General features: G+C 48.5%; 20 protein-coding genes. 5 read left to right on the forward strand and 15 right to left on the reverse strand.

Annotation, left to right across the window (positions count from 1 at the left end; all coding sequences use genetic code 11):
- The first annotated feature begins 1 nt into the window (after window position 1).
- Window positions 2–1,063: a helix-turn-helix transcriptional regulator gene (locus ACN0S4_RS10435; RefSeq protein WP_417657615.1), complete on the forward strand. Its 1,062-nt coding sequence runs from the start codon at window positions 2–4 to the stop codon at window positions 1,061–1,063.
- Here ACN0S4_RS10435 and ACN0S4_RS10440 read toward each other — a convergent pair.
- From ACN0S4_RS10440 to ACN0S4_RS10465, 6 genes are all read right to left on the reverse strand, one after another.
- On the reverse strand, window positions 1,060–1,773 hold the full coding sequence (locus tag ACN0S4_RS10440; protein ID WP_417657616.1) for a PepSY domain-containing protein: 714 nt from the start codon (window positions 1,771–1,773) through the stop codon (window positions 1,060–1,062). The genes ACN0S4_RS10435 and ACN0S4_RS10440 overlap by 4 nt on opposite strands.
- Window positions 1,766–2,494: a hypothetical protein gene (locus tag ACN0S4_RS10445; protein ID WP_417657617.1), complete on the reverse strand. Its 729-nt coding sequence runs from the start codon at window positions 2,492–2,494 to the stop codon at window positions 1,766–1,768. The genes ACN0S4_RS10440 and ACN0S4_RS10445 overlap by 8 nt, the downstream gene beginning before the upstream one ends.
- The gene (locus tag ACN0S4_RS10450) at window positions 2,491–3,537 is read right to left on the reverse strand and encodes a GtrA family protein (protein WP_417657618.1); all 1,047 of its coding nucleotides are present in this window, start codon (window positions 3,535–3,537) and stop codon (window positions 2,491–2,493) included. Before ACN0S4_RS10450 ends, ACN0S4_RS10445 begins: the two co-directional genes overlap by 4 nt.
- A gap of 6 nt (window positions 3,538–3,543) precedes the next feature.
- The gene (locus ACN0S4_RS10455) at window positions 3,544–4,449 is read right to left on the reverse strand and encodes a DUF3667 domain-containing protein (protein ID WP_417657619.1); all 906 of its coding nucleotides are present in this window, start codon (window positions 4,447–4,449) and stop codon (window positions 3,544–3,546) included.
- A 118-nt stretch (window positions 4,450–4,567) separates the two neighbouring features.
- Window positions 4,568–4,873, reverse strand: a complete 306-nt coding sequence (locus ACN0S4_RS10460) for a hypothetical protein (RefSeq protein ID WP_417657620.1) — start codon at window positions 4,871–4,873, stop codon at window positions 4,568–4,570.
- Between the two features lie 163 nt (window positions 4,874–5,036).
- The gene (locus ACN0S4_RS10465) at window positions 5,037–5,528 is read right to left on the reverse strand and encodes a methylated-DNA--[protein]-cysteine S-methyltransferase (RefSeq protein WP_417657621.1); all 492 of its coding nucleotides are present in this window, start codon (window positions 5,526–5,528) and stop codon (window positions 5,037–5,039) included.
- Between the two features lie 106 nt (window positions 5,529–5,634).
- Here ACN0S4_RS10465 and ACN0S4_RS10470 point away from each other — a divergent pair, with 106 nt between their 5' ends.
- Window positions 5,635–6,873, forward strand: a complete 1,239-nt coding sequence (locus ACN0S4_RS10470) for an Nramp family divalent metal transporter (protein WP_417657622.1) — start codon at window positions 5,635–5,637, stop codon at window positions 6,871–6,873.
- A 1-nt stretch (window position 6,874) separates the two neighbouring features.
- Here ACN0S4_RS10470 and ACN0S4_RS10475 read toward each other — a convergent pair whose 3' ends face one another.
- Window positions 6,875–7,858 carry a hypothetical protein gene (locus ACN0S4_RS10475; protein ID WP_417657623.1) on the reverse strand — a complete coding sequence of 328 codons (984 nt, stop codon included), beginning with the start codon at window positions 7,856–7,858 and terminating at the stop codon, window positions 6,875–6,877.
- Window positions 7,859–7,926: 68 nt separating this feature from the next.
- Window positions 7,927–9,606 (reverse strand): NAD-dependent malic enzyme, encoded by a 1,680-nt coding sequence (locus tag ACN0S4_RS10480; protein ID WP_417657624.1) that lies wholly within the window; start codon window positions 9,604–9,606, stop codon window positions 7,927–7,929.
- A gap of 67 nt (window positions 9,607–9,673) precedes the next feature.
- Here ACN0S4_RS10480 and ACN0S4_RS10485 point away from each other — a divergent pair, with 67 nt between their 5' ends.
- The gene (locus ACN0S4_RS10485) at window positions 9,674–10,126 is read left to right on the forward strand and encodes an OsmC family protein (RefSeq protein ID WP_417657625.1); all 453 of its coding nucleotides are present in this window, start codon (window positions 9,674–9,676) and stop codon (window positions 10,124–10,126) included.
- Here the strand turns inward: ACN0S4_RS10485 and ACN0S4_RS10490 are convergent.
- The 4 genes from ACN0S4_RS10490 to ACN0S4_RS10505 form a co-directional block, all read right to left on the reverse strand.
- Complete coding sequence (locus ACN0S4_RS10490) at window positions 10,112–10,810, reverse strand: 2OG-Fe(II) oxygenase (protein WP_417657626.1); 699 nt, start codon at window positions 10,808–10,810, stop codon at window positions 10,112–10,114. The genes ACN0S4_RS10485 and ACN0S4_RS10490 overlap by 15 nt on opposite strands.
- Before the next feature lie 202 nt (window positions 10,811–11,012).
- Window positions 11,013–11,918, reverse strand: coding sequence for a response regulator (locus ACN0S4_RS10495; RefSeq protein WP_417657627.1), 906 nt, complete (start codon window positions 11,916–11,918; stop codon window positions 11,013–11,015).
- 66 nt (window positions 11,919–11,984) lie between these two features.
- Window positions 11,985–12,617 (reverse strand): peroxiredoxin, encoded by a 633-nt coding sequence (locus ACN0S4_RS10500; RefSeq protein ID WP_417657628.1) that lies wholly within the window; start codon window positions 12,615–12,617, stop codon window positions 11,985–11,987.
- Between the two features lie 151 nt (window positions 12,618–12,768).
- Window positions 12,769–13,347 (reverse strand): SOS response-associated peptidase, encoded by a 579-nt coding sequence (locus ACN0S4_RS10505; RefSeq protein WP_417657629.1) that lies wholly within the window; start codon window positions 13,345–13,347, stop codon window positions 12,769–12,771.
- A 147-nt stretch (window positions 13,348–13,494) separates the two neighbouring features.
- Here ACN0S4_RS10505 and ACN0S4_RS10510 point away from each other — a divergent pair, with 147 nt between their 5' ends.
- Window positions 13,495–15,159, forward strand: coding sequence for a serine hydrolase domain-containing protein (locus ACN0S4_RS10510; protein ID WP_417657630.1), 1,665 nt, complete (start codon window positions 13,495–13,497; stop codon window positions 15,157–15,159).
- Here ACN0S4_RS10510 and ACN0S4_RS10515 read toward each other — a convergent pair.
- The 3 genes from ACN0S4_RS10515 to ACN0S4_RS10525 are packed head-to-tail and all read right to left on the reverse strand — an operon-like array spanning window position 15,139 to window position 17,312.
- Window positions 15,139–15,993, reverse strand: a complete 855-nt coding sequence (locus tag ACN0S4_RS10515) for an MgtC/SapB family protein (RefSeq protein ID WP_417657631.1) — start codon at window positions 15,991–15,993, stop codon at window positions 15,139–15,141. The genes ACN0S4_RS10510 and ACN0S4_RS10515 overlap by 21 nt on opposite strands.
- A gap of 21 nt (window positions 15,994–16,014) precedes the next feature.
- The gene (locus tag ACN0S4_RS10520) at window positions 16,015–16,623 is read right to left on the reverse strand and encodes a hypothetical protein (RefSeq protein WP_417657632.1); all 609 of its coding nucleotides are present in this window, start codon (window positions 16,621–16,623) and stop codon (window positions 16,015–16,017) included.
- Between the two features lie 2 nt (window positions 16,624–16,625).
- A complete protein-coding gene (locus ACN0S4_RS10525) occupies window positions 16,626–17,312 on the reverse strand; it encodes a hypothetical protein (protein ID WP_417657633.1) in 687 nt (228 codons plus the stop codon).
- Between the two features lie 165 nt (window positions 17,313–17,477).
- Between ACN0S4_RS10525 and gdhA the strand changes: the two genes are divergently transcribed.
- Entirely contained in the window at window positions 17,478–18,830 is a 1,353-nt protein-coding gene (gene gdhA / locus ACN0S4_RS10530) for an NADP-specific glutamate dehydrogenase (protein ID WP_417657634.1), read from the forward strand.
- The last annotated feature ends 9 nt before the right edge of the window (window positions 18,831–18,839 follow it).

Genomic DNA, 18,839 nt, shown 5'->3' on the forward strand with positions numbered 1-18,839 from the left:
CATGCCAGGACCTACCTCTCATCATCGCAACGATAATAAAGAAGTTGTTTTACGCTGTGTTTACATGTTACTCGCGCTCTACGAGCGTGAACGCACAGTTGCAGAACTGCTTGAAGTGCTGGCTGATCGAGAACTGAAAGCCGTCTCGGAACGAACCATTCAACGTGATCTGGAAACGCTCGATGGGCATTTTGGTCTGCACCAAGCTGGTAAACAGGGCCGGGCGAATCTGTGGGCGGTAGACCCCGTCGATTTTGAGCGATTGCTAGAGCTTGAAGACCCCGTAGCGCTTGCGCTAGTGGTTGCTGAACAGCAACTCGATGCATTAGGGCCCATGCATACCTTTGACGCGGTAAAGCCTTTGTTCGAGCGCGCCCGCCAGCAACTGGCTCATCGTGATACTCCAGCGTCACGTTGGCTCGATCGCGTCCGTGTGACCAGTGCAGGCCACCGCTTACTAGGGCCTAACTTAGCGACTGATTTAAATGATCGATTGCAGGATGCTGCCCTCAAGCAAGTGGCTGTGACACTAGATTATCATCGACACCAAGGAGACCCAGCGCAAACCATCGAAGCGACGACTCTGGGGATGTTTTATCGCGGTTCGGTGGCGTATTTGATTATTCGTCAACGCGCCGATGGCAGGATTCGGCAGTTACCCTTTTCACGCATTAGTCGCATCCAAGAATCGGTCACGTTTGCTGCGGACGTGGGTGACTTTAATCTTGATTCCTATACCAAATCAGGAGCGCTCGCATTTCGATTCGGTGAGCCGTTTCGGCTCCAAGCGATCATCTTTAATTCAGTCCGTCGAGAAATTGAAGATGCGCCGTTGGGTGCCGATCAGACATTAAGTGAAATCCCGGGCCAGCCCTTTAACCGGTTACTTGAAGTGACGGTGCCATACACACTCAACCTAATTCAGTGGTTGCTCGCACGTGCGCCTTATCTCAAAGTTGTGGGCCCGGATGATTTTCGTGAACGATTCAAACAAGAGCTAGCGCAAGCACTAAAGAATATGGAAGTCGACGAGCTTGAAGTGCCGACCCAACGAACCTTTTAAGCATCTTGTTGGGTTAGCTGTTGGCTCCGTTTCTTCTGCTGCCGACGTGAGGCGAGTTGGCGAGCGATAATCACGATTCCTGACGAGCAGAAGAACAAGAAGATGAGTCCCAGCGAACGATTCAATAGATTGTTGAAATCTCGCTGACCGCTGTAATCCATAAAGTGTAAGCGAAACATCCAATCGGTTATGGCTGAGTATCGATTCCCATAGCCCGCTATAGCCCCATTGTCGGCGCTCACATAGATGACCGTTTGTTCGTCGTCGGCAAAAGTGAAGGCAAATCCTTCGCCAGTTTGTTGTGGTAGAGCAGTCGCTAGATCTACCTGACGTTCAGTAGTGATAACACCGGGGCCAGCATAGTTCGCTTGTGCTAGCGCGCGAGCCATTGCTATTGAAGTCGACCAAGGTTCACCCGTATTTGCTTGAATGTAGAGCTCTGTGGTTGGCAAGGTGATTGAATATTGAGGTGTGTCGGCAACCTGATGAAGCGCAATTGAAATAGCCTCAGGGTAAGCTGCAGCGATGGATTGTACGCTAATAGCAGGTGGCTGATTCAAAAATTGAGGCGTTGAAGCGACTCCATATTTCTCACCGGCAAGCGTGGTATGCCCAAGCCAACTAAAATAGAATCCAGATACAACCCAAATGATGACTTGTGCAGCAATGAGAAGCGCTAACAGACGGTGCAGTCGGAATAGGTTACGCATGGAATCGTCTCCCTAGCCGTCTCAATTGCAGGAGCAACAAAGATACCCCCGTGAGGATAAAGACCAAGCTGAGAAGCATAAACACTTGCGCCCACCACGTCGAAATATCAGCACGCTCATCGTAGTCCATGATGTGGAGCATCCACATAAAATCAAAGAGGCGCCAGAAGTCATGTCGCGTACTGATTAATGTTCCCGAAGCTGCATCAATGTAGAGTGTTGTGTTCAAGAGGTCTGAGTAAGTCACCTGCCACAGTGGTAACTCAGCAAAGCTCACCTCCTGAGGCAACTGCTCGGTAAGCAGTAGAACCGTTGGAGCCTCATCAATACCACTTTCTGACGTTCGATAATCGTTCGCCAATGCAGCAATGTCAGCTGGCTGCAGCACGAGTGGTTTCAGTGAGAAGGCATCGAGTAAGAGCGTTGTATTGAGTCGGTCTACTTGGTAAACCCACTGCTTAGTCGGTAGCCGTCGCAGCGTTATTGCGGTTATATCGGTATATTGCGCCAGCACTTGTGCGGATGAGGCGATCGTCTCCGGCGCTTGTTCTAGCAATAGCTGTTGTTGCCCTTTGGCGTTGGTATGGCTGGCACCACGAATGTAGTCAAGTTCCAGCCATACCATGTAAGCACCACTGATACTCCATAGCAAGAGTTGGATGCCAACCAGCCAAGCTAAACGGCGATGCCAAATACGCCAACGAATACGAGTGGGCTTCATTTGAAAATCAGCTTTTTCTGCAGCTTATAACTGAGCAAAAAGACCATAAACTCAGATAAGGGTTTACCAACAAATGGGGTCAAACCAAGCCACAATAGGCTCTTGGTAAAGGCATAGTTGAGCAAAACTAACACGACGGCCAGAGCTGTATACTTAGCCGCATCCCACCTTAGTTGCCCACCGCGCTGAAAGACCCATTGACGATTCGCGGTAAAATTAAAGATGCCGGAAAACAAACGAGCACCGGCTATCGCCGCCAAGATCTCACCAGTAAACGCGTAGATCACGGCAAAAACGCCGTAATCGATGACCGCCGAGATGATGCTGACTCCTGAAAATTTGATGAATTTCCGATAGATCATCATGGAGTCAATCAGAGGTCGAAAGTGACTGACTTCGTTGTTGTTCTCGTAAACTGTTTCGATGGGAATAGAATCAATTGGGAACTGCATCCGCTTGGTAAACATCAGCATATCGAGCTCGAACTCGTAATGATCGCTGTCGGACTCGAGTAACGCAGGAAGCACAGCAAAAGGTATTCCACGCAGACCCGTTTGGGTGTCTTCAACATCCACCCCCAAACCAAGACGGAACATAAATCGTGAAAAACGATTCCCTATTCGAGAACGTAGTGGGACATCATTGCCATCGAAACAGCGACCACCTAACCACAACGTATCTGGTTGTTGAACCAGTTGTTGCGCTACTCGCGCGATATCGTGTGGGCGATGCTGGCCGTCAGCATCGGCGGTGACTGCCCCCACTGCGGTAATGGATTGCCCGAGTAGCCACTTCATTGCGGTTTTTAACGCAGCGCCTTTGCCACGGTTTTGCTCATGTTCAAGCACAGTCACTGCATCAAACTTCGCTACTTCTTGAAAAGCGGTAACTTCCGAGGAGCCGTCATTAACAACCACGAGGTGCTGAAAGGTGTCTCGATATTGTCCGAGTAACTCGGCGATTAAATCGACCAAGCGCTGGTCAGGGTCAAGAGCGGGAATAATGATGATAGGCAGCATTTGATTAGCTGAGTTGCTTTGCATAAATAATTAGGCCGTTAAAATGCCGTAGATGACAAGCACGATGAACGCACCGAACAGCAAGACGATATAAGCGAGCGCACACACCATAAACTTGAATAGTGTTTTCCACCAGCCTTGCTGATAAAAAAGTTTCTGAGTAATTAACATGTAGGTTGCCATCCAGATCAGGATGGATGTTTCTAGCCAGTCGGCAATTTCCACAAACTGCGGATTTCCAGTCAGCGCTGTGAGTGAGCTCATGCTGACCGAAAGTATGGTGAGACCCGTGATGGACATAAGTAGAAATGCATGGGTATGCAACGCTACTGCGAGATGTTCTAAATAATAGTGTCGATTGAAAATGTAGATCAACTTAAGAAATAAGGCCCAAAATGGCAGCATCAAGAGCATCATTTGTGGCGCCAACGAGACTAAGCGTTGCACCAATATCTTGGGATTATCAGCAAGGTATTGCAATTTAGTGTTGATCTCAGCTTCTTCTGCTTCAGAAAGCCAGCCGATTTCAATTTTCGGACTCAGCTTTTTCGCGGGTTCGCCTTCAACAGCAACAGGTTCTGGGCCAGTAAATGCAGACGAATTTATAGTGTCAAAATCAATAAAGGAAGTGAGAATTAAAAAGGAAATCAACGAAATGAAAAAGTAGAGTCGCAGTGGTGGTACGTATGATGCGTGTCGACCACGAACAAATTCCAAGGAAAGAAAGCCGGGGCGGGCCATCAAACCAACGAGAGTACGATAAAACCGAGAATCCCAATGACCTATTTCGCCAAATAGATCGCCGACCGCAGCAAACATACTACGGACGTATTGCTTGTCTTGTTGACCACACTGATGACAGTACTCACCAATGAGCTCACTGTCACAATTTTTGCAGAAATGTAACGGTGCTGGCAGTTGCGCGCTGGGATCCATTAGCGTCTCTTATTCTTATTCTACTGCTTGCAGTGTAGCTGATTAGAAATAAAAAAGCCTGCATAAAAAAAGAGCCTATGAAGGCTCTTTTTCAAGGGAAGAAGAGTAAGACGAGTGCTTAGTAATCGCCATTATCGCCGTCTTTCTTGGCGTCTTTGTCTTTCTTTTTTGCTGCATCTTTTTCAGCTTGAAGTTTGTCACGCTGAGCTTCACGCTCTTTACGCAACGCTTCCTTTTCGGATTTCATTTGCTCGCGCAAAGCGTCACGCTCAGATTTTGCTTGTTCAGCTTTTGCTTTCACCTGCTCAGCAGTTTCTTGACCTTTGTCATTCTGCTTCGGGTCTTCGTTGCTTTGTGGTGCTGCAAACGCCATGGTTGACCAAGCTAAAGTAGATGCTGCAAGTAATAAAGTAATTTTTTTCATGAGAGTGACTCCTTGTTTACTGTTTAGGGAACAGCGCAGAATTCCTGCCTTGTCCATACTGCCTCGATGTCATTAAGTGCCACTTTCTCGGTTTCGTCTAGCTATTCGGCATTACTTTTGCTAATTCTTAACATCTGGGGTCTAGTTTAGCACTTTCCTTACTTTATCCGTGAAGTTCGGGCCCTGAGTGGGCTTTTTCAAGTGCTATCAGCCATTCTTTCTTGTCTAAACCGCCACCGTATCCAGTGAGTGAGCCATTGCTGCCGACAACTCGGTGGCACGGAATGACAATACTGATTGGATTTCGATTGTTGGCCATACCAACGGCACGCACCCCTTTCGGGTTATCAACTGCATGTGCGACATCCTTATAACTTGCCAGTTGGCCGTAGGGAATCGCTTGTAGTTGACTCCAGACCGATTGCTGAAAAGCAGTTCCTTCAGCAGCTAAAGGCAAGTCAAAATGTTGCCGCTCTCCGGCAAAATACTCTTTGAGTTGTTCTAACGCTCGGTCAACCACTGCACATGAAGTATTTGAATTGACGGGTTCTTCAGTAAAGTAAACCTCGGTCACCGCGTTGCCATCGCTGCCCACATAGACTAGGCCTAGCGGAGTCATCACCGTGCCACAGTGGGGTGAAGTCATTTTTTTCATTGGTACGTTCATCCTTTTTTTGATCGGATAAAATTCGTTAGTTAGGGTTCTAGCATAATCGAAATAAGCTGTGCTAGTGTCGATTAACTTTAGTTAAGGATAGCTCATGAAAAGCTCTAATTCTGCTCGCTTTCGACCACAGTTAGGCCCTGCTGCACTGGTAGCCGCCGCATTTATTGGCCCAGGCACGGTAGTGACTGCATCTTTGGCTGGAGCAAATTACGGCTATGCACTCCTTTGGGCCTTGGTATTTTCCGTTATTGCGACCATCATTTTGCAAGAAATGGCCGCGCGACTTGGTGTCGTAACGCAGCAGGGGCTGGGTGAGAACATTCGTGCAGCAATCTCCAACCCACTGGTTCGTTGGTTCGTGGTTGCTTTGGTCCTCAGTGCCGTGGTGATTGGCAATAGCGTGTATCAGGGCGGTAATCTCACCGGAGCCAGTCTCGGTATTGCCGGGCTGGGCGAAAGTGGTTGGTTCCCTGTCTTGCCGGCTCAATTAGTGCCGTTAATACTTGGGGTGCTGGCGGCTACGCTGCTATGGCTTGGGAGTTATAAGGTACTCGAGCGAGTGTTGATCGCATTAGTGGTAACCATGAGCATTGCATTTGTGGTGACCTTTGTATTGACTGACCCGGATTGGAGTGCGTTGTTCAGTGGGTTACTGATTCCAAGTATTCCTGCCGGTGGATTGCTGACGGTGATAGCGCTCATTGGTACTACGGTGGTGCCGTATAATTTGTTTTTACACTCGTCTACTGCGGCACAAAAATGGCAGTCACCTGAACAACTTGGCGAAGTTAAACGCGACCTTTACGTGTCCATACCGCTCGGCGGTTTTATCTCAATTGCGATAGTTGCCACCGCGGCATCTGCATTCTTTGGAACTGCGGCTACTATTGAAGGAGCCGCCGATCTAGCTGTGGGTTTGCAACCATTATTTGGTGATGCCGCAACAGCGTTTATGGCTATTGGACTCTTTGCCGCTGGGCTGTCTTCGGCACTAACTGCGCCGTTGGCATCTGCATATGCGCTAAGCGGCGTTCTCGGTTACGAGCGCAATTTAAAAGGGGTGCCGTTTCGACTCACCTGGTTGGCCATTCTTGCCATCGGAGTAGGTATTGCATCACTGGGTATTCGTCCGGTCAGTGTGATCTGGTTTGCACAAGTCGCGAACGGTTTATTGTTACCCTTGATGGCAGGCTTCTTACTCTGGGTATGCAATCGTGATGTACTGGGTGAGTGGCGCAACAACTGGCGGCAAAATACATTGGGTATGATTGTGTTATTAATTGCGTGTGGTCTTGGTGGGCGGAGTTTGGCAAGTGCGTTTGGATGGCTGTAGGCTAGTCGCCAAATAACATTTCAACTTCAATACCAACTAGCCAACGTGGTCGACGTGACTCTTCAACGAACTCACGCGGCCAGTGCAAGCCAACCCAGCTTTCCACATAGAGCCAATCGCGCATAAAGCGACTCCGATGGAGCGCTCGTAGTCCGTAATCTTGCATGGGTACCGCATTGCGTGTTTCACCGTACCACCAAACCTCACCACCGATAGCGCGCTCCGGATGGTACATAAAATAGAGTTTTTCTGAGGCGTGCCAACGAATACCCTCGGTCCGTTCAGCAAAGGTGCCGCGAATCCAAAACTTATTAAACCAACGTTCCCCGAAAGCTTGGTCATGCTCTATGGTTTGCGCAATACCAAAGCCGTCGCTATCACGCCAAAATCCGACCGACTGCAAATGGATTTCACTCGCATCGCTGAGAATGGTCTCAAAGCGGTACCGAGCACGCACATATGGGTCTAGGTCGATACCACCGCGGAAACCTGCGCCTATCGAAAAACTATGATGATCTTCAACATATGGGTCAAAGCCGAGTCCAACCATCCATTCCTCATCACTTTGATCACGTCGAATCACTGATGGACGAGTGGTTTGGGTGTTGTTGATAATATCGTCGAAATCACCACGACCAATGAAGGCTGAAAATTGTCGTTCGGCATGAGGGAATACAACGCTGGCGCGAAAACTAGAATCTATTTTGAAGCCGTCATACTCGTCCCATTCTGGGCGTATCGACAGACTTCCGTAAGCGGTGTCGTAGTCTGCTGGATTGACCTCATCTGCAAAAAACGAGTCGAGCCATGCCGCAGTGGCGCTGACCGAGCTCTTTATACCGTCACGCAAATCATCGATCATTTCCGGTGGTGGATTCTCGGGCTGTTGCGGGTTCGCTTCAGAGGTCTGAGCATGGGCAGCCGAGAGCATCGCCGCGTAGATTAGTGCACCGATCCAATACCTCGAGAACTGCAGTTGACTCATGCCTACCTCCAACTTTCCATGTCTATTCAACATACTAGGAAAGTTGAAGGCTGACTAGTTGGAATCGATTAAATGCTGACCCGTTTATAGTTTCGATACGCAGGTTGCCAGAACTGGCTATCGATGCGTTGGCGAAGGGTTTCGTCACTAATTTCGAGTGCTAAACCTTGCTTTTGTGCCACCTTTGCTACCGCGAAAGCAATTTGTTTACTGAGCTCAGCAATAGACGTGATGGCTGGAAGTAAATGCTCACTTTCCCCGGTTACTTTCGGCGATGCCTCGGCAAGTGTTGAGCTTGCGGCAATTAACATGGCATCACTAATGGAGCGAGCTTTGACTGCTAGCACGCCCAGTCCGATACCTGGGAAAATATAGCTATTGTTGCACTGCGCAATCGGAAACTCCTGACCTTGGAACTTAACCGGGTCAAAGGGACTACCGGTGGCAACGATGGCTTGTCCATCGGTCCACTCAATAATGTGTGCAGGGTGCGCTTCAATTTGTCGTGACGGATTCGACAATGGAAAGATAATCGGCGCTGACGTATATTGATGCATGGCCCGAATGACTTGCTCGGTAAATAGGCCCGGCTGTCCAGAAACGCCGATCAAGATAGTCGGTTGAGCGCAGTGCATGACATCCAATAGCGATGGATAGTCGCCGCTGTGTTCCCAAGTCTCCAATGCTGAGCGCGGCTGTGCTAACGCGGCTTGAAAGTCTCTGAGACCCTCCATACCTTCGGTCAGCAGTCCGAAGCGGTCGACCATGAAGATTTGCTGGCGCGCTTGCTCGTCGGATATTCCTTCAGCAATCATTTGTTGGATAATTTGCTCAGCAATACCACATCCAGCCGAACCTGCACCAACAAAGGCGACCTTTTGCTGGCTCAGTTGCACACCTTTAACCTTACATGCGGCGAGCAAAGTGCCGACCGTAACTGCGGCGGTGCCTTGAATGTCGTCGTTGAAACAACAGAAGTCATCGCGATATTTACGTAAAATTGGCATTGCATTTGGTTGCGCAAAATCTTCGAACTGAATCATGGCTTCAGGCCAGCGCCGCCGCACTGCATGCATGAACTTCTCGATAAACTCATCATACTCGGCTTGCCCAATGCGTTTGTGTCGCGCCCCCATATACATAGGGTCATTCAAGAGCTTTTCGTTATTGGTGCCCACGTCTAAACAAACCGGCAAAGTGTAAGCTGGACTGATACCACCACAAGCGGTATACAAACTCAGCTTGCCAATGGGAATGCCCATTCCGCCAATACCCTGATCACCAAGGCCTAAAATTCGCTCGCCGTCGGTCACCACAATGACTTTCACTTTGCGCTTGGTTGCATTACGCAAGATGTCATCGAGTTGGTCGCGCTCTTCATAAGAGACGAATAGTCCACGAGAACTGCGATAAATATCGGAAAACTGCTCACAAGCATCACCCACAGTTGGGGTGTAAATGATTGGCATCATTTCTTCGAGATGATTCTGCAATAAACGATAAAACAAAGTTTCGTTGTTATCTTGAATCGCCCGCAGGTAAATATGCTTATTCAGTGCGGTATCAAAGCTGGAATACTGCAGGTAGCAACGTTTGACTTGTTCTTCAATCGTCTCATAGCGCGGTGGCAATAAACCCGTTAGATTAAAAGCTGCACGTTCTTCGCGAGTAAAAGCGCTACCTTTATTGAGTAAAGGTGTTTCTAACAGATTGGGGCCTGCATAAGGAATATACAGCGGATTCTTCATGAATCATTCTCCTCGCGCTATAGTCAAAAGGGCGCCCATTATGCCACCAAAAAATAAGGACTAAAACATGAGTAATCAGGCCAGTGTCGTCAATCTCACGTTGGTTGAAGGCTATAAATTTGAAGTCGATTTTGGTGATTTTGGAACCATCACAACTGATGAACCGGAGCCGCTTGGAAGTGGTTCGGGTCCCAGTCCGAGTCAATTGCTTGCCGCAGCAGTGGCGAATTGTATGGCGGCGAGCTTAATGTTTGCGGTCCGCAAATATAAGGGCGACCCCGGTCAAATGAGTGCGCAAGTGACCGCCACCACCGAGCGTGTTGATGGACGTTTGCGGGTAACGCACTTAGATGTCGACCTACGCTTGGGTAATCCTGCTATCGAATTGCCGCAACTAGACAAGATCTTGGCGCAATTTGAGGACTTTTGTGTGGTGACTCAAAGTGTCAGGCAGGGCATTGAAGTGACAGCGAAAGTGCATGACAGCACTGGCATGGGTGTTCGTTCAAGCACCAAATAACTGCTGGCCCGAGTTCATTAGTATCCAACTCGTCAGAATATACTTATCGTTGGACTCTGGCACGGTGCCGCGATGAGTATGGGTGAAGTACCCCGGTGCAATGACCATGCGTCCAGCTTTGGGTTGAATGCTGCGGTTCTGATAATAGAAGTCCGTCGTCCCACCTTGTTCGACGTCATTCAAATAAAACATGAACAGTAAGCTTCGATGCAACGCTTCGACGCTATTTTTCTCTGGGTACACTTCACAGTGCCAGTAATTGTAGTTGCCTTTGCCCTGCGGATACTTCTGCGCTTGAATGGGGCCCATGCGATACAAAAACTGCATGTACGCCTCTTCATTGCCGGCTGCGATCTCGTCAAAATTTTCATGCGTTAAAGCGGTCGGCTCGCCGGTTTGCGGATGTTTGATTTGCAGTGCTACGGGCGCAATGAGGGCAAAGCGGTACTTGGTAAAATATTCTACGGCGTGTTTTCGAGTGGCCGCTTGAATGACCGCAAGGGCATCTTGATAATCGGGATGCTGATTAAGGTACAAGTCTTCGCTGACTTTCTTGCTGGTATCTACACCACCACCTGTTCGACCTTTGGTGAGGTGCGGACTCTCATCGAAGCGCTGAATGAAATCGCGACAAAACTCAGCCGACAGCGCGTCATCATAAACTTCAATAAAATCTACAGCCACAACAGATCCTGATTCGAGGATAGATAGTCATACACTAGCTGATGTCGCTGCAAAAAAGAAGGCGCGGATTCGTGAGAAGCCGCGCCTTTAATTTTGAATGTCTGTCTGTCATTTCAATTCAAAAAAAGTAGCCATCCATGGCGAAGCCATCCGTGGTTCGCACATCCGTGAAACAAACTGCAGAGTGAGTATGTGCCGCTTTTTATGGTTTGTCTTTGAAACGATTTGAAGAAGTTTGAAATGGCATATTCACAACGGTTTCAACCAGCGTATCGGGATTTGTAATCACCGCATAACCGCCGTTCTCTACCAACAGACGCCGAATTGTATCGTTTGCAACTATGGTGTAGAGAATAAAGGTAGTGTCATCATCGTTGGCACGCATTGCTTCGAGTAAGCGCATGCCGGCAAGAGGGTCATCACCTCGTCCCATATCCGAAATGACGAGATCATAATTATAGAGTTGAAGCAGAGTCAGAGCATCTTCGGTGGTTGTCACGTTGTATACACCAAAGCTTTTATTTTCAAAGAATGCTGCTTCGCGCTCATTATTGCTGGGATTATCATCAACCCAGAGAATTCGACCGATGACTTGAAGGGGCTCACCGTATTTCACTTCCCGAGCGGTAGTCGCCTCGGAGTTAAAGGTTGTCATCACTGCCGGAATCGCCAGAATTCCGACTAAGAACATAGCCGCTATGGTGAACCAAGCTCCATTTTTATTATGGATATTTGGGTTGTGCGGTTGGGTTGGTGGCTGCTCAACAGTTGGCTGAGCAATACGTCGGGCAAGTTCCGGAGCGAGTCGATAACCCCGCCCGCGCAGTGTTTCAATGACCGGCGACGGATAGTGATGGGATTTAAAAAATGTTCGCGCATCAGCAACCAGTCGGGATGCTGACCAATTGGATACGACCGAGCCTGTCCATAAAGCTTCCAGTACTTCTTGCTGGCTAACAGCTACAGGAGAACGAGAGATGAGCAATATCATCAAACGAATAACACGGCTGTCTGCGCTCAGCAATTGGCCCTGATAGTCGATGCAGAGTTGCTCTGAGTCGATCGTAAAGCCATCAAATGTGTACTTCAACGGAGCCTCTATTTTCATCAAGTAACCCACCGCTCGATTATGCCACGAGCGGTGGTGAATACTAGCGTCTTGTATGAAAATACATCACTTGTCGAGTTCGGTAATACGCAGATAGGGTTTCAAAGTTGTCCAACCTTGTGGAAATTTCTTCTTAGCATCCTCATCCGAGACCGTCGGGCGAATAATGACCGGATTGCCTGGACGCCAATCTGCCGGACAAGCGACCTCTTGCTTGTCGGTGGTTTGCAACGCGTCAATAACGCGTAAAATCTCGTCGAAGTTGCGACCCACAGTCATCGGGTAGGTCATCATCAGACGAATTTTCATGTTGGGATCGATGATGAATACCGAGCGAACGGTTGCGGTGACGCTCTCGTTCGGATGAATCATGTCGTATAACTGCGCAATTTTCAGTTCTTTATCAGCGACTATCGGAAACTCCAACACGGTATTCTGAGTTTCGTTCACATCCTGAATCCAGCCTTTGTGTTGCTCAACCGTATCGGTCGACAAACCAAGCGGTTTGACATTACGTTGTGCAAACTCAGGAGCAAGTTGCGACGTCCGTCCCATCTCAGTTGTACAGACTGGCGTATAGTCAGCTGGATGACTAAAAAAGAAGACCCATGAGCCATTCGCCCACTCGTGGAGCTTAATGGGGCCATTCGTGGTGTCGATGGAAAAATCAGGTGCGGTATCACCGATACGTAGTGCCATAAAAACCTCCTCAATAGTTAAAAGTGAACAGTGAACAGTGAATAGAAAAAATGGCGCATACGATTTGCTTTTTGATTTTCTGTTCTCTGTTCACTATTTACCAATAGTTTAGTTGACCACCTCTTGGGTCGTTAGTTTGATTTACGCTAAGTTATTCTGCCTGGCTCACCTTGATGGCAGAATCCGGAAGTGGTTGCAATAACGGTTCTAATTGTTCGACGGGACTGGTGAACCAGTAATCAATATCGTCGATTGATACAAAGAATGGCATGCGGTGATGGTATTCGGCACAGGTTTCATTCGGTGCAATCGTCAAACTGACGAGTTCTGGATGCTGTTGTCCATGGAATACGAGTCCCCCCATGAATAAAGGGCTGTTGTGACTGCTTTCGAACAGGTACTTCACTTTACGACCCTCTTCGGTTCGCCACTCGTAGTATCCTGAAACTGGAATCACACAGCGTGATTGAGTAAAAGCGCGCTTAAAGGTGGGCTTCACTGCCGCTGTTTCTACTTGGGCATTAATCAGAAGTTTTGTAGCCCAAGTTGGCTGAATACCCCAGCGTGTCGGTACTTGTTGTATTGACTCTGTTGTTTGATTCCACATCAATGTGTCAATACGCTGAGTAGGGCGCAAGTCTGTATTATCCTGCGTTTTGAATTGGATACCTAACTGTTCGCCCAAATATGCTGTTAATGGCGCAGCAATCACATTCATCCGGCCACACATTGCATCGCTCCTTCAGTTAAGTACGTGAATTAAGTACGTGAGTTCAGTGCATTCATTTCTGCTTACATTTGTTCATGAACATCGCAAACACTTTTAAACAAAGTGAACTAGACTCTTTCTCAATTCAACTCGGTGTGGGAGAAAATAATGAAAATAACGTATTCGACCGGATTAACGACAATCGCCCTTAGTACACTTTTGGTATCTGCTGCCGTCCAGGCCGATACCAGTGCCTATGACCAAGTCATGCGTTCAAGTTATCAACAGAGCCTGCCAGGCGCCACCATTCATATCTCACGAGCTGGTGAGACCGTTTATGCGACGGCGGCTGGCATGGCTGATCTCGAACTCGCCGTCCCTATGGCAAATGATCATGTGTTCCGTTTAGCCTCGGTTACCAAACAATATACCGCTGCAGCGATTCTGCGGCTAGTTGACGAGGGCAAACTACAACTCGATGATACCGTTGCCAAGTGGTGGCCAGAATTAGCGTTTGGCGATGTTACGGTGCATCAATTGTTAAATCATACGTCAGGTATTGCCAGTTACACGAGCATTCCCGGCTATATGAGTGATACCCGTATTCAACGCGACCTATCAACTGCCGAATTGATTGAGGTGTTCGCAGAATTACCACTCGATTTTGATCCGGGTACTGAATGGCGTTACAACAATTCAGCTTATGTGATGCTTGGTGCGATTATCGAGAAAGTGACTGCGCAGCCTTGGGATAGTTACATTGTTAACCGGTTATTGAAGCCGTTGGGCATCACCGATACGGGCTATTATCCGGATAGTAAAATCACACCACGCCGCATCCCTGGTTATCATAATAGCGAAGATGGACCGGTTAATGCGCCACATTTAAGTATGACGCAACCGCATGCTGCGGGAGCATTATCAGCAACGGCCGCAGATGTGGACAAATGGCAGGTTGCACTGCATGGCGGCAACGTTATCTCAGCGACCAGTTACGAAAAAATGATTACTCCTGAAGACGTTGCCGATGGTTACGGCTATGGAATCGCCGCCGGTAAGCTCCGTGGTTGGGATACCTTGTCACATGGTGGCGGTATTCATGGCTTTAGTACCTATGCACTGTGGTTGCCAGAGCAGGAAATATCGGTCGTTGTGCTGTCGAACATTGCCGGTGGATCTGCCAGCCCAACAGACATCGCTTTCCGTTTAGCCGCAATTGCTGCAGGGAATCCGTTCCCAATTGAAAAGCCTGCAGTCGAAATGAGTTCAATGGAGTTAGAAAAGCTCGTAGGCACCTACCAAATCAATGACGACACTAAGCGCACATTGAAGCTGGAAGATGGCCGTTTGATGAGTCAACGCCAAGGTGGCATGCCTTCAGTTGTTATCCCTGTGGGAAATGATCAGTTTGCTCTAGAAGGCTCAGCTGCCTATTTTGAAGCGGTTCGAGATGAAAGCGGTAATGTCACTGGTGTCGATTTCTACCAAGTGAATAGCGCTGAGGCTGAACATGCTAAAAAAGTGAGCAACGATGTTGCGATGCGCAATGTCAGCTCGCTAACTGCCGAGCAACAAGAGCGTCTGGTGGGTGAATATGAGCTGCAACCCGGCTTCGTCATTACCATTCGTCGCACTGATGCAGGCATGACTGCTCAAGCAACCGGGCAGAATGCATTCCCGGTGCAGTCTGAAGGCGAGAACGTGTTATTCAATGACCAGTTTGGTATCGAGATGGAATTCGAACTGAGTGCTGAAGGTCCTGCGCAACAACTGACCTTAAAGCAAGGTGGTCGAGCCATGCCTGCACCGCGTTTACAGCCAGAAGGCGAGTAGCCCGCTGCCCAGTGCGATAGTGAAAACACTGAGCACTTGGTAAGCCATCCGTCGACCTGCAATAAACCAAACAATTGCCGCCTTTACCAACGTATTGGTAACGGCGGCAATCATTATCGCCAAAACAGCCGTTGATTCGCTAATGTTTGTCAAAGCAAGCTGACTTACTGTGATGGTGATAGCGTCTACATCCGTAATACCACTCAACGCCGCGACAACAAATAGTCCTTCGTCACCGAAATGAGCTAGACCCAACTCTGTTGCGAGAATAATGAAGATCAGCAGCAATGCAAACTGTAGTGCTGGAACAACGTGAAATGGATTATTGATCGGTAATTCTTGAGGCTGCAGCAATTTCGCAACGGGTTGTTTAACCAACCAAATCACACCGCCGTAACTAATCACCATCATCAACAGAAGCGGAACTATCAGCGTCTCGACTAATGTTGAGTTAATCACAGCCACTTCAACGAGTATTCGAGGAAACATAGTACCTGCGGCTAGTATGGTGCCAGCCGCTAACGTGCTTGAGTAGGCGGGATGCTTTTTAGCAATTCGAGCAAAGCTTAAGGTCACGGCTGTTGACGAGGCTAAGCCGCCGAAAAAGCCGGTCATCAGCAGCCCGCGAGTGCTGCCAAGCAAACGTACCGCTACGTAGCCGACCAAAGAAATGCCGGTGATGAAAATGACAAATAGCCAAATTTGAAATGGGTTTATGGCTTGATAGGGGCCAAATCCTTGATTGGGCAGCCACCACAGCAAAGCTAGCGATGCTAGAGACATCAGTAGTGCTGAACGCCACTCGTTAACAACCGCAGCAAACTTGAAAGGCATAGTGATCAACTCACGGGTGGTTTAATTTTCCCAGTTTACAATCATTTCGAATTCGCCGTCTGCATTGGGAACCAAATGCACATAGGGTTGCTCAGAACGGAGTCCCGTTTCAACTAAAGCTCGGTGAGTTCGCATCACCATCGACATCATGTTCGTTGAGTCTGTATCCACAAAGAAGCGGCAAGACGTTTGCCGACACTCCAAATTGCGGAAATTATAATCACGCAACATTTCGTGAGTGATAAAGAGATCGTCAACTTGTCGAGTCAGTGCGGCATCTTCAGCGCCATCATCGGCAAAGTCGGCGACCGGGTCACGCTGCTGATTCCATTCGTCATCGAGGGGATGACTCGGTAATTCAGTTTGTTCAGATTTGAGACGTTTACCTGCTGCACGCAGATCCGCAATTTCCGCCTCTAGATCGGCAATGTTGGCTTTGATTTGATCATACTCTGCTTGATAGGGAGTGCTCGATGCGCTTGCAACACTGGAGTCTCGGTTGACTTCAGTCTGGGTGGTGGCTTGCTGCGCGGGATTGCTGGTTGTGGATGATTGCCAATACTGGAAACTAGCCACTGCAACACAGATGATATCGATAAGATGGAGACTGATCAGAAGATAACGATTCATGATCAGTTGCCCAATCTGCGACCAAACGAAATATGTACTTCGCTGGAATCTTGTTTATTGTGAAGCCAACGCTGCCTACCGGCGTTTGGTTGATTCGATACAGCATTTCTAAACGCGTTCTCAATCCCTCTTTTTTGCGAATAGTTATTGGTACCAAAGTGAACATTACAGGTCATTTTCAAGCAACTAATCCGTTCAAAGGTTTCGGCAGCCACAGGCTCAGCAAGCATCGCTGCTACTTCGGTCTGCTCAGCTTCAAAATCCCAGTCCGCGAAACGGCTATTGGGTGCGTATAGTTCCGCGAACGTAGTGTCATAGTCCAACAGGTAAGGCATCGCTGATTTTGGTATTGCCTTACCCTGCGCAAGTTCATCTTGCAGAAGTTCGCGTCGTTGGTCGTTTGTCATAGCCGTGAACGCTTCTACGTCGATAGTCGCATGTTCCGAACTGGCTTGTAGTTCGTCACGAACGCTTTTCAGTTCAGCGAGGCGCTCATAGAGCTGCGCGATCGAATGACTGGAGTCAGCAGATTGCAGCGGATTTCTTACAAGCTGCTCAGGTGTGGACTCAAGCACTGGGTCGTTGGTTGCTGATACGGCTTGCTCGGACGGTTGACTGGCAGCCGACCAGAGAACATAGCTCAGTGCGATATAGAAAACGAAGACTGCTAAATGGATGAAGCGAGTCATGTGCGGCAATGTCCTTGTTGCTCAATAAACCCAGTTGTAAAGGTTCTGTTAACAGCACTTTAACTGGTCTAAATGGACTGCGCAATACGTAGGTAATGGGACATTTGACAGGAAACCGGCACTCACGCATGCTGAGTGCACATAACAAGAGGATGGAAGCCCCACATGACCTACATGCACGACACCATCGAGCAGTTAAAGCAAACCAGCCCAGCTCAATCAGAGTTTTATCAAGCCGTAGAAGAAGTTTTAGAATCCATTGAACCCCTCCTAGAAAGTGACCCACGCTATCGAGAGCATGCCATTATTGAGCGTCTTGTAGAGCCGGAACGCCAGATTATGTTTCGCGTTCCTTGGCTAGACGATAACGGCAAGATTCAAGTCAATAAAGGCTATCGCATCGAATTTAACTCAGCATTGGGCCCATACAAAGGCGGCTTGCGCTTTCACAAGAGTGTGAACGGCAGCATTGTGAAGTTTCTTGGTTTCGAGCAGATCTTTAAAAATGCCCTAACAGGACTAGCAATTGGCGGTGGCAAAGGTGGTTCAAACTTCGATCCTAAGGGTAAATCGCAACAAGAAATCATGCGGTTTTGTCAGTCATTTATGACTGAGCTGTATCGTCATATTGGTCCGACTACGGACGTGCCAGCAGGCGACATCGGCGTGGGTACTCGCGAAATTGGCTATCTATTTGGTCAGTATAAACGCATCGTGAACCGCTTTGATGGCGTGTTAACTGGAAAGGGCTCATTGTGGGGCGGCTCTGAAGTGCGTACGCAAGCGACTGGTTATGGTGCAGTTTACTTTGCTAAATACATGATGGAAGACCGTGATTTCGAAATTAAAGGCAAGCGCTGTTTAGTATCGGGCTCTGGTAACGTGGCTATCTACACAATGGAAAAGCTAATCGAACTTGGTGCTGTTCCGGTTGCGTGTAGTGACTCCAGCGGCACTATTTATCATAAAGATGGCATTGACTTAGATACCATCAAAGAACTCAAAGAAGCGGGTAGCGAGCGGCTTGAAAAGTATCTAGAGAAGCACAGTAAAGCCGAATACACTCCGCGTGATGATTACCCCGATGATGGCGAGAAGATATGGCGCTATGCCGCTGATCTAGCGTTTCCCTGCGCGACCCAAAATGAGGTCTCCAAAGAAGATGCTGAAGCGCTCATTGAGAATGGCTGCAAAGGCGTAGTTGAAGGCGCCAATATGCCGTGTACAGCAGAAGCGGCCGATATATTGTTGGAATCACGCATTGCTTATGCGCCAGGTAAAGCATCGAATGCGGGTGGCGTCGCCACGTCACAGTTGGAGATGGCGCAGAATTCCAGTATGCAGCGTTGGACCTTTGAGGAAGTCGACGAAAAATTGAAGACCATCATGTGCCAAATCTACAAATCGTCGCGCGACGCGGCCGAGGAATTTGGCGAGAAAGATAATCTCGTGGTTGGCGCGAACATAGCAGGTTTTCGTCGCGTTGCAGACGCGATGATTCAGCAAGGTGTCGTGTAACTAACGTGA

Source organism: Pseudidiomarina aestuarii (genome assembly GCF_048263735.1).
GTDB classification, from domain to species: Bacteria; Pseudomonadota; Gammaproteobacteria; order Enterobacterales; family Alteromonadaceae; genus Pseudidiomarina; species Pseudidiomarina aestuarii_B.

Excerpts from the sequence above, each read along its gene's own strand:
- ACN0S4_RS10460 (WP_417657620.1), bottom strand. The coding sequence starts at position 4,873 with ATGAAAAAAATTACTTTATTACTTGCAGCATCTACTTTAGCTTGGTCA.
- ACN0S4_RS10520 (WP_417657632.1), bottom strand. The coding sequence starts at position 16,623 with ATGAATCGTTATCTTCTGATCAGTCTCCATCTTATCGATATCATCTGT.
- ACN0S4_RS10470 (WP_417657622.1), top strand. The coding sequence starts at position 5,635 with ATGAAAAGCTCTAATTCTGCTCGCTTTCGACCACAGTTAGGCCCTGCT.
- ACN0S4_RS10435 (WP_417657615.1), top strand. The coding sequence starts at position 2 with ATGCCAGGACCTACCTCTCATCATCGCAACGATAATAAAGAAGTTGTT.
- ACN0S4_RS10495 (WP_417657627.1), bottom strand. The coding sequence starts at position 11,918 with ATGAAAATAGAGGCTCCGTTGAAGTACACATTTGATGGCTTTACGATC.
- ACN0S4_RS10505 (WP_417657629.1), bottom strand. The coding sequence starts at position 13,347 with ATGTGTGGCCGGATGAATGTGATTGCTGCGCCATTAACAGCATATTTG.
- ACN0S4_RS10485 (WP_417657625.1), top strand. The coding sequence starts at position 9,674 with ATGAGTAATCAGGCCAGTGTCGTCAATCTCACGTTGGTTGAAGGCTAT.
- ACN0S4_RS10525 (WP_417657633.1), bottom strand. The coding sequence starts at position 17,312 with ATGACTCGCTTCATCCATTTAGCAGTCTTCGTTTTCTATATCGCACTG.
- ACN0S4_RS10500 (WP_417657628.1), bottom strand. The coding sequence starts at position 12,617 with ATGGCACTACGTATCGGTGATACCGCACCTGATTTTTCCATCGACACC.
- ACN0S4_RS10440 (WP_417657616.1), bottom strand. The coding sequence starts at position 1,773 with ATGCGTAACCTATTCCGACTGCACCGTCTGTTAGCGCTTCTCATTGCT.
- ACN0S4_RS10455 (WP_417657619.1), bottom strand. The coding sequence starts at position 4,449 with ATGGATCCCAGCGCGCAACTGCCAGCACCGTTACATTTCTGCAAAAAT.
- ACN0S4_RS10450 (WP_417657618.1), bottom strand. The coding sequence starts at position 3,537 with ATGCAAAGCAACTCAGCTAATCAAATGCTGCCTATCATCATTATTCCC.
- ACN0S4_RS10510 (WP_417657630.1), top strand. The coding sequence starts at position 13,495 with ATGAAAATAACGTATTCGACCGGATTAACGACAATCGCCCTTAGTACA.
- ACN0S4_RS10515 (WP_417657631.1), bottom strand. The coding sequence starts at position 15,993 with ATGCCTTTCAAGTTTGCTGCGGTTGTTAACGAGTGGCGTTCAGCACTA.
- ACN0S4_RS10465 (WP_417657621.1), bottom strand. The coding sequence starts at position 5,528 with ATGAAAAAAATGACTTCACCCCACTGTGGCACGGTGATGACTCCGCTA.
- ACN0S4_RS10480 (WP_417657624.1), bottom strand. The coding sequence starts at position 9,606 with ATGAAGAATCCGCTGTATATTCCTTATGCAGGCCCCAATCTGTTAGAA.
- gdhA (WP_417657634.1), top strand. The coding sequence starts at position 17,478 with ATGACCTACATGCACGACACCATCGAGCAGTTAAAGCAAACCAGCCCA.
- ACN0S4_RS10445 (WP_417657617.1), bottom strand. The coding sequence starts at position 2,494 with ATGAAGCCCACTCGTATTCGTTGGCGTATTTGGCATCGCCGTTTAGCT.
- ACN0S4_RS10475 (WP_417657623.1), bottom strand. The coding sequence starts at position 7,858 with ATGAGTCAACTGCAGTTCTCGAGGTATTGGATCGGTGCACTAATCTAC.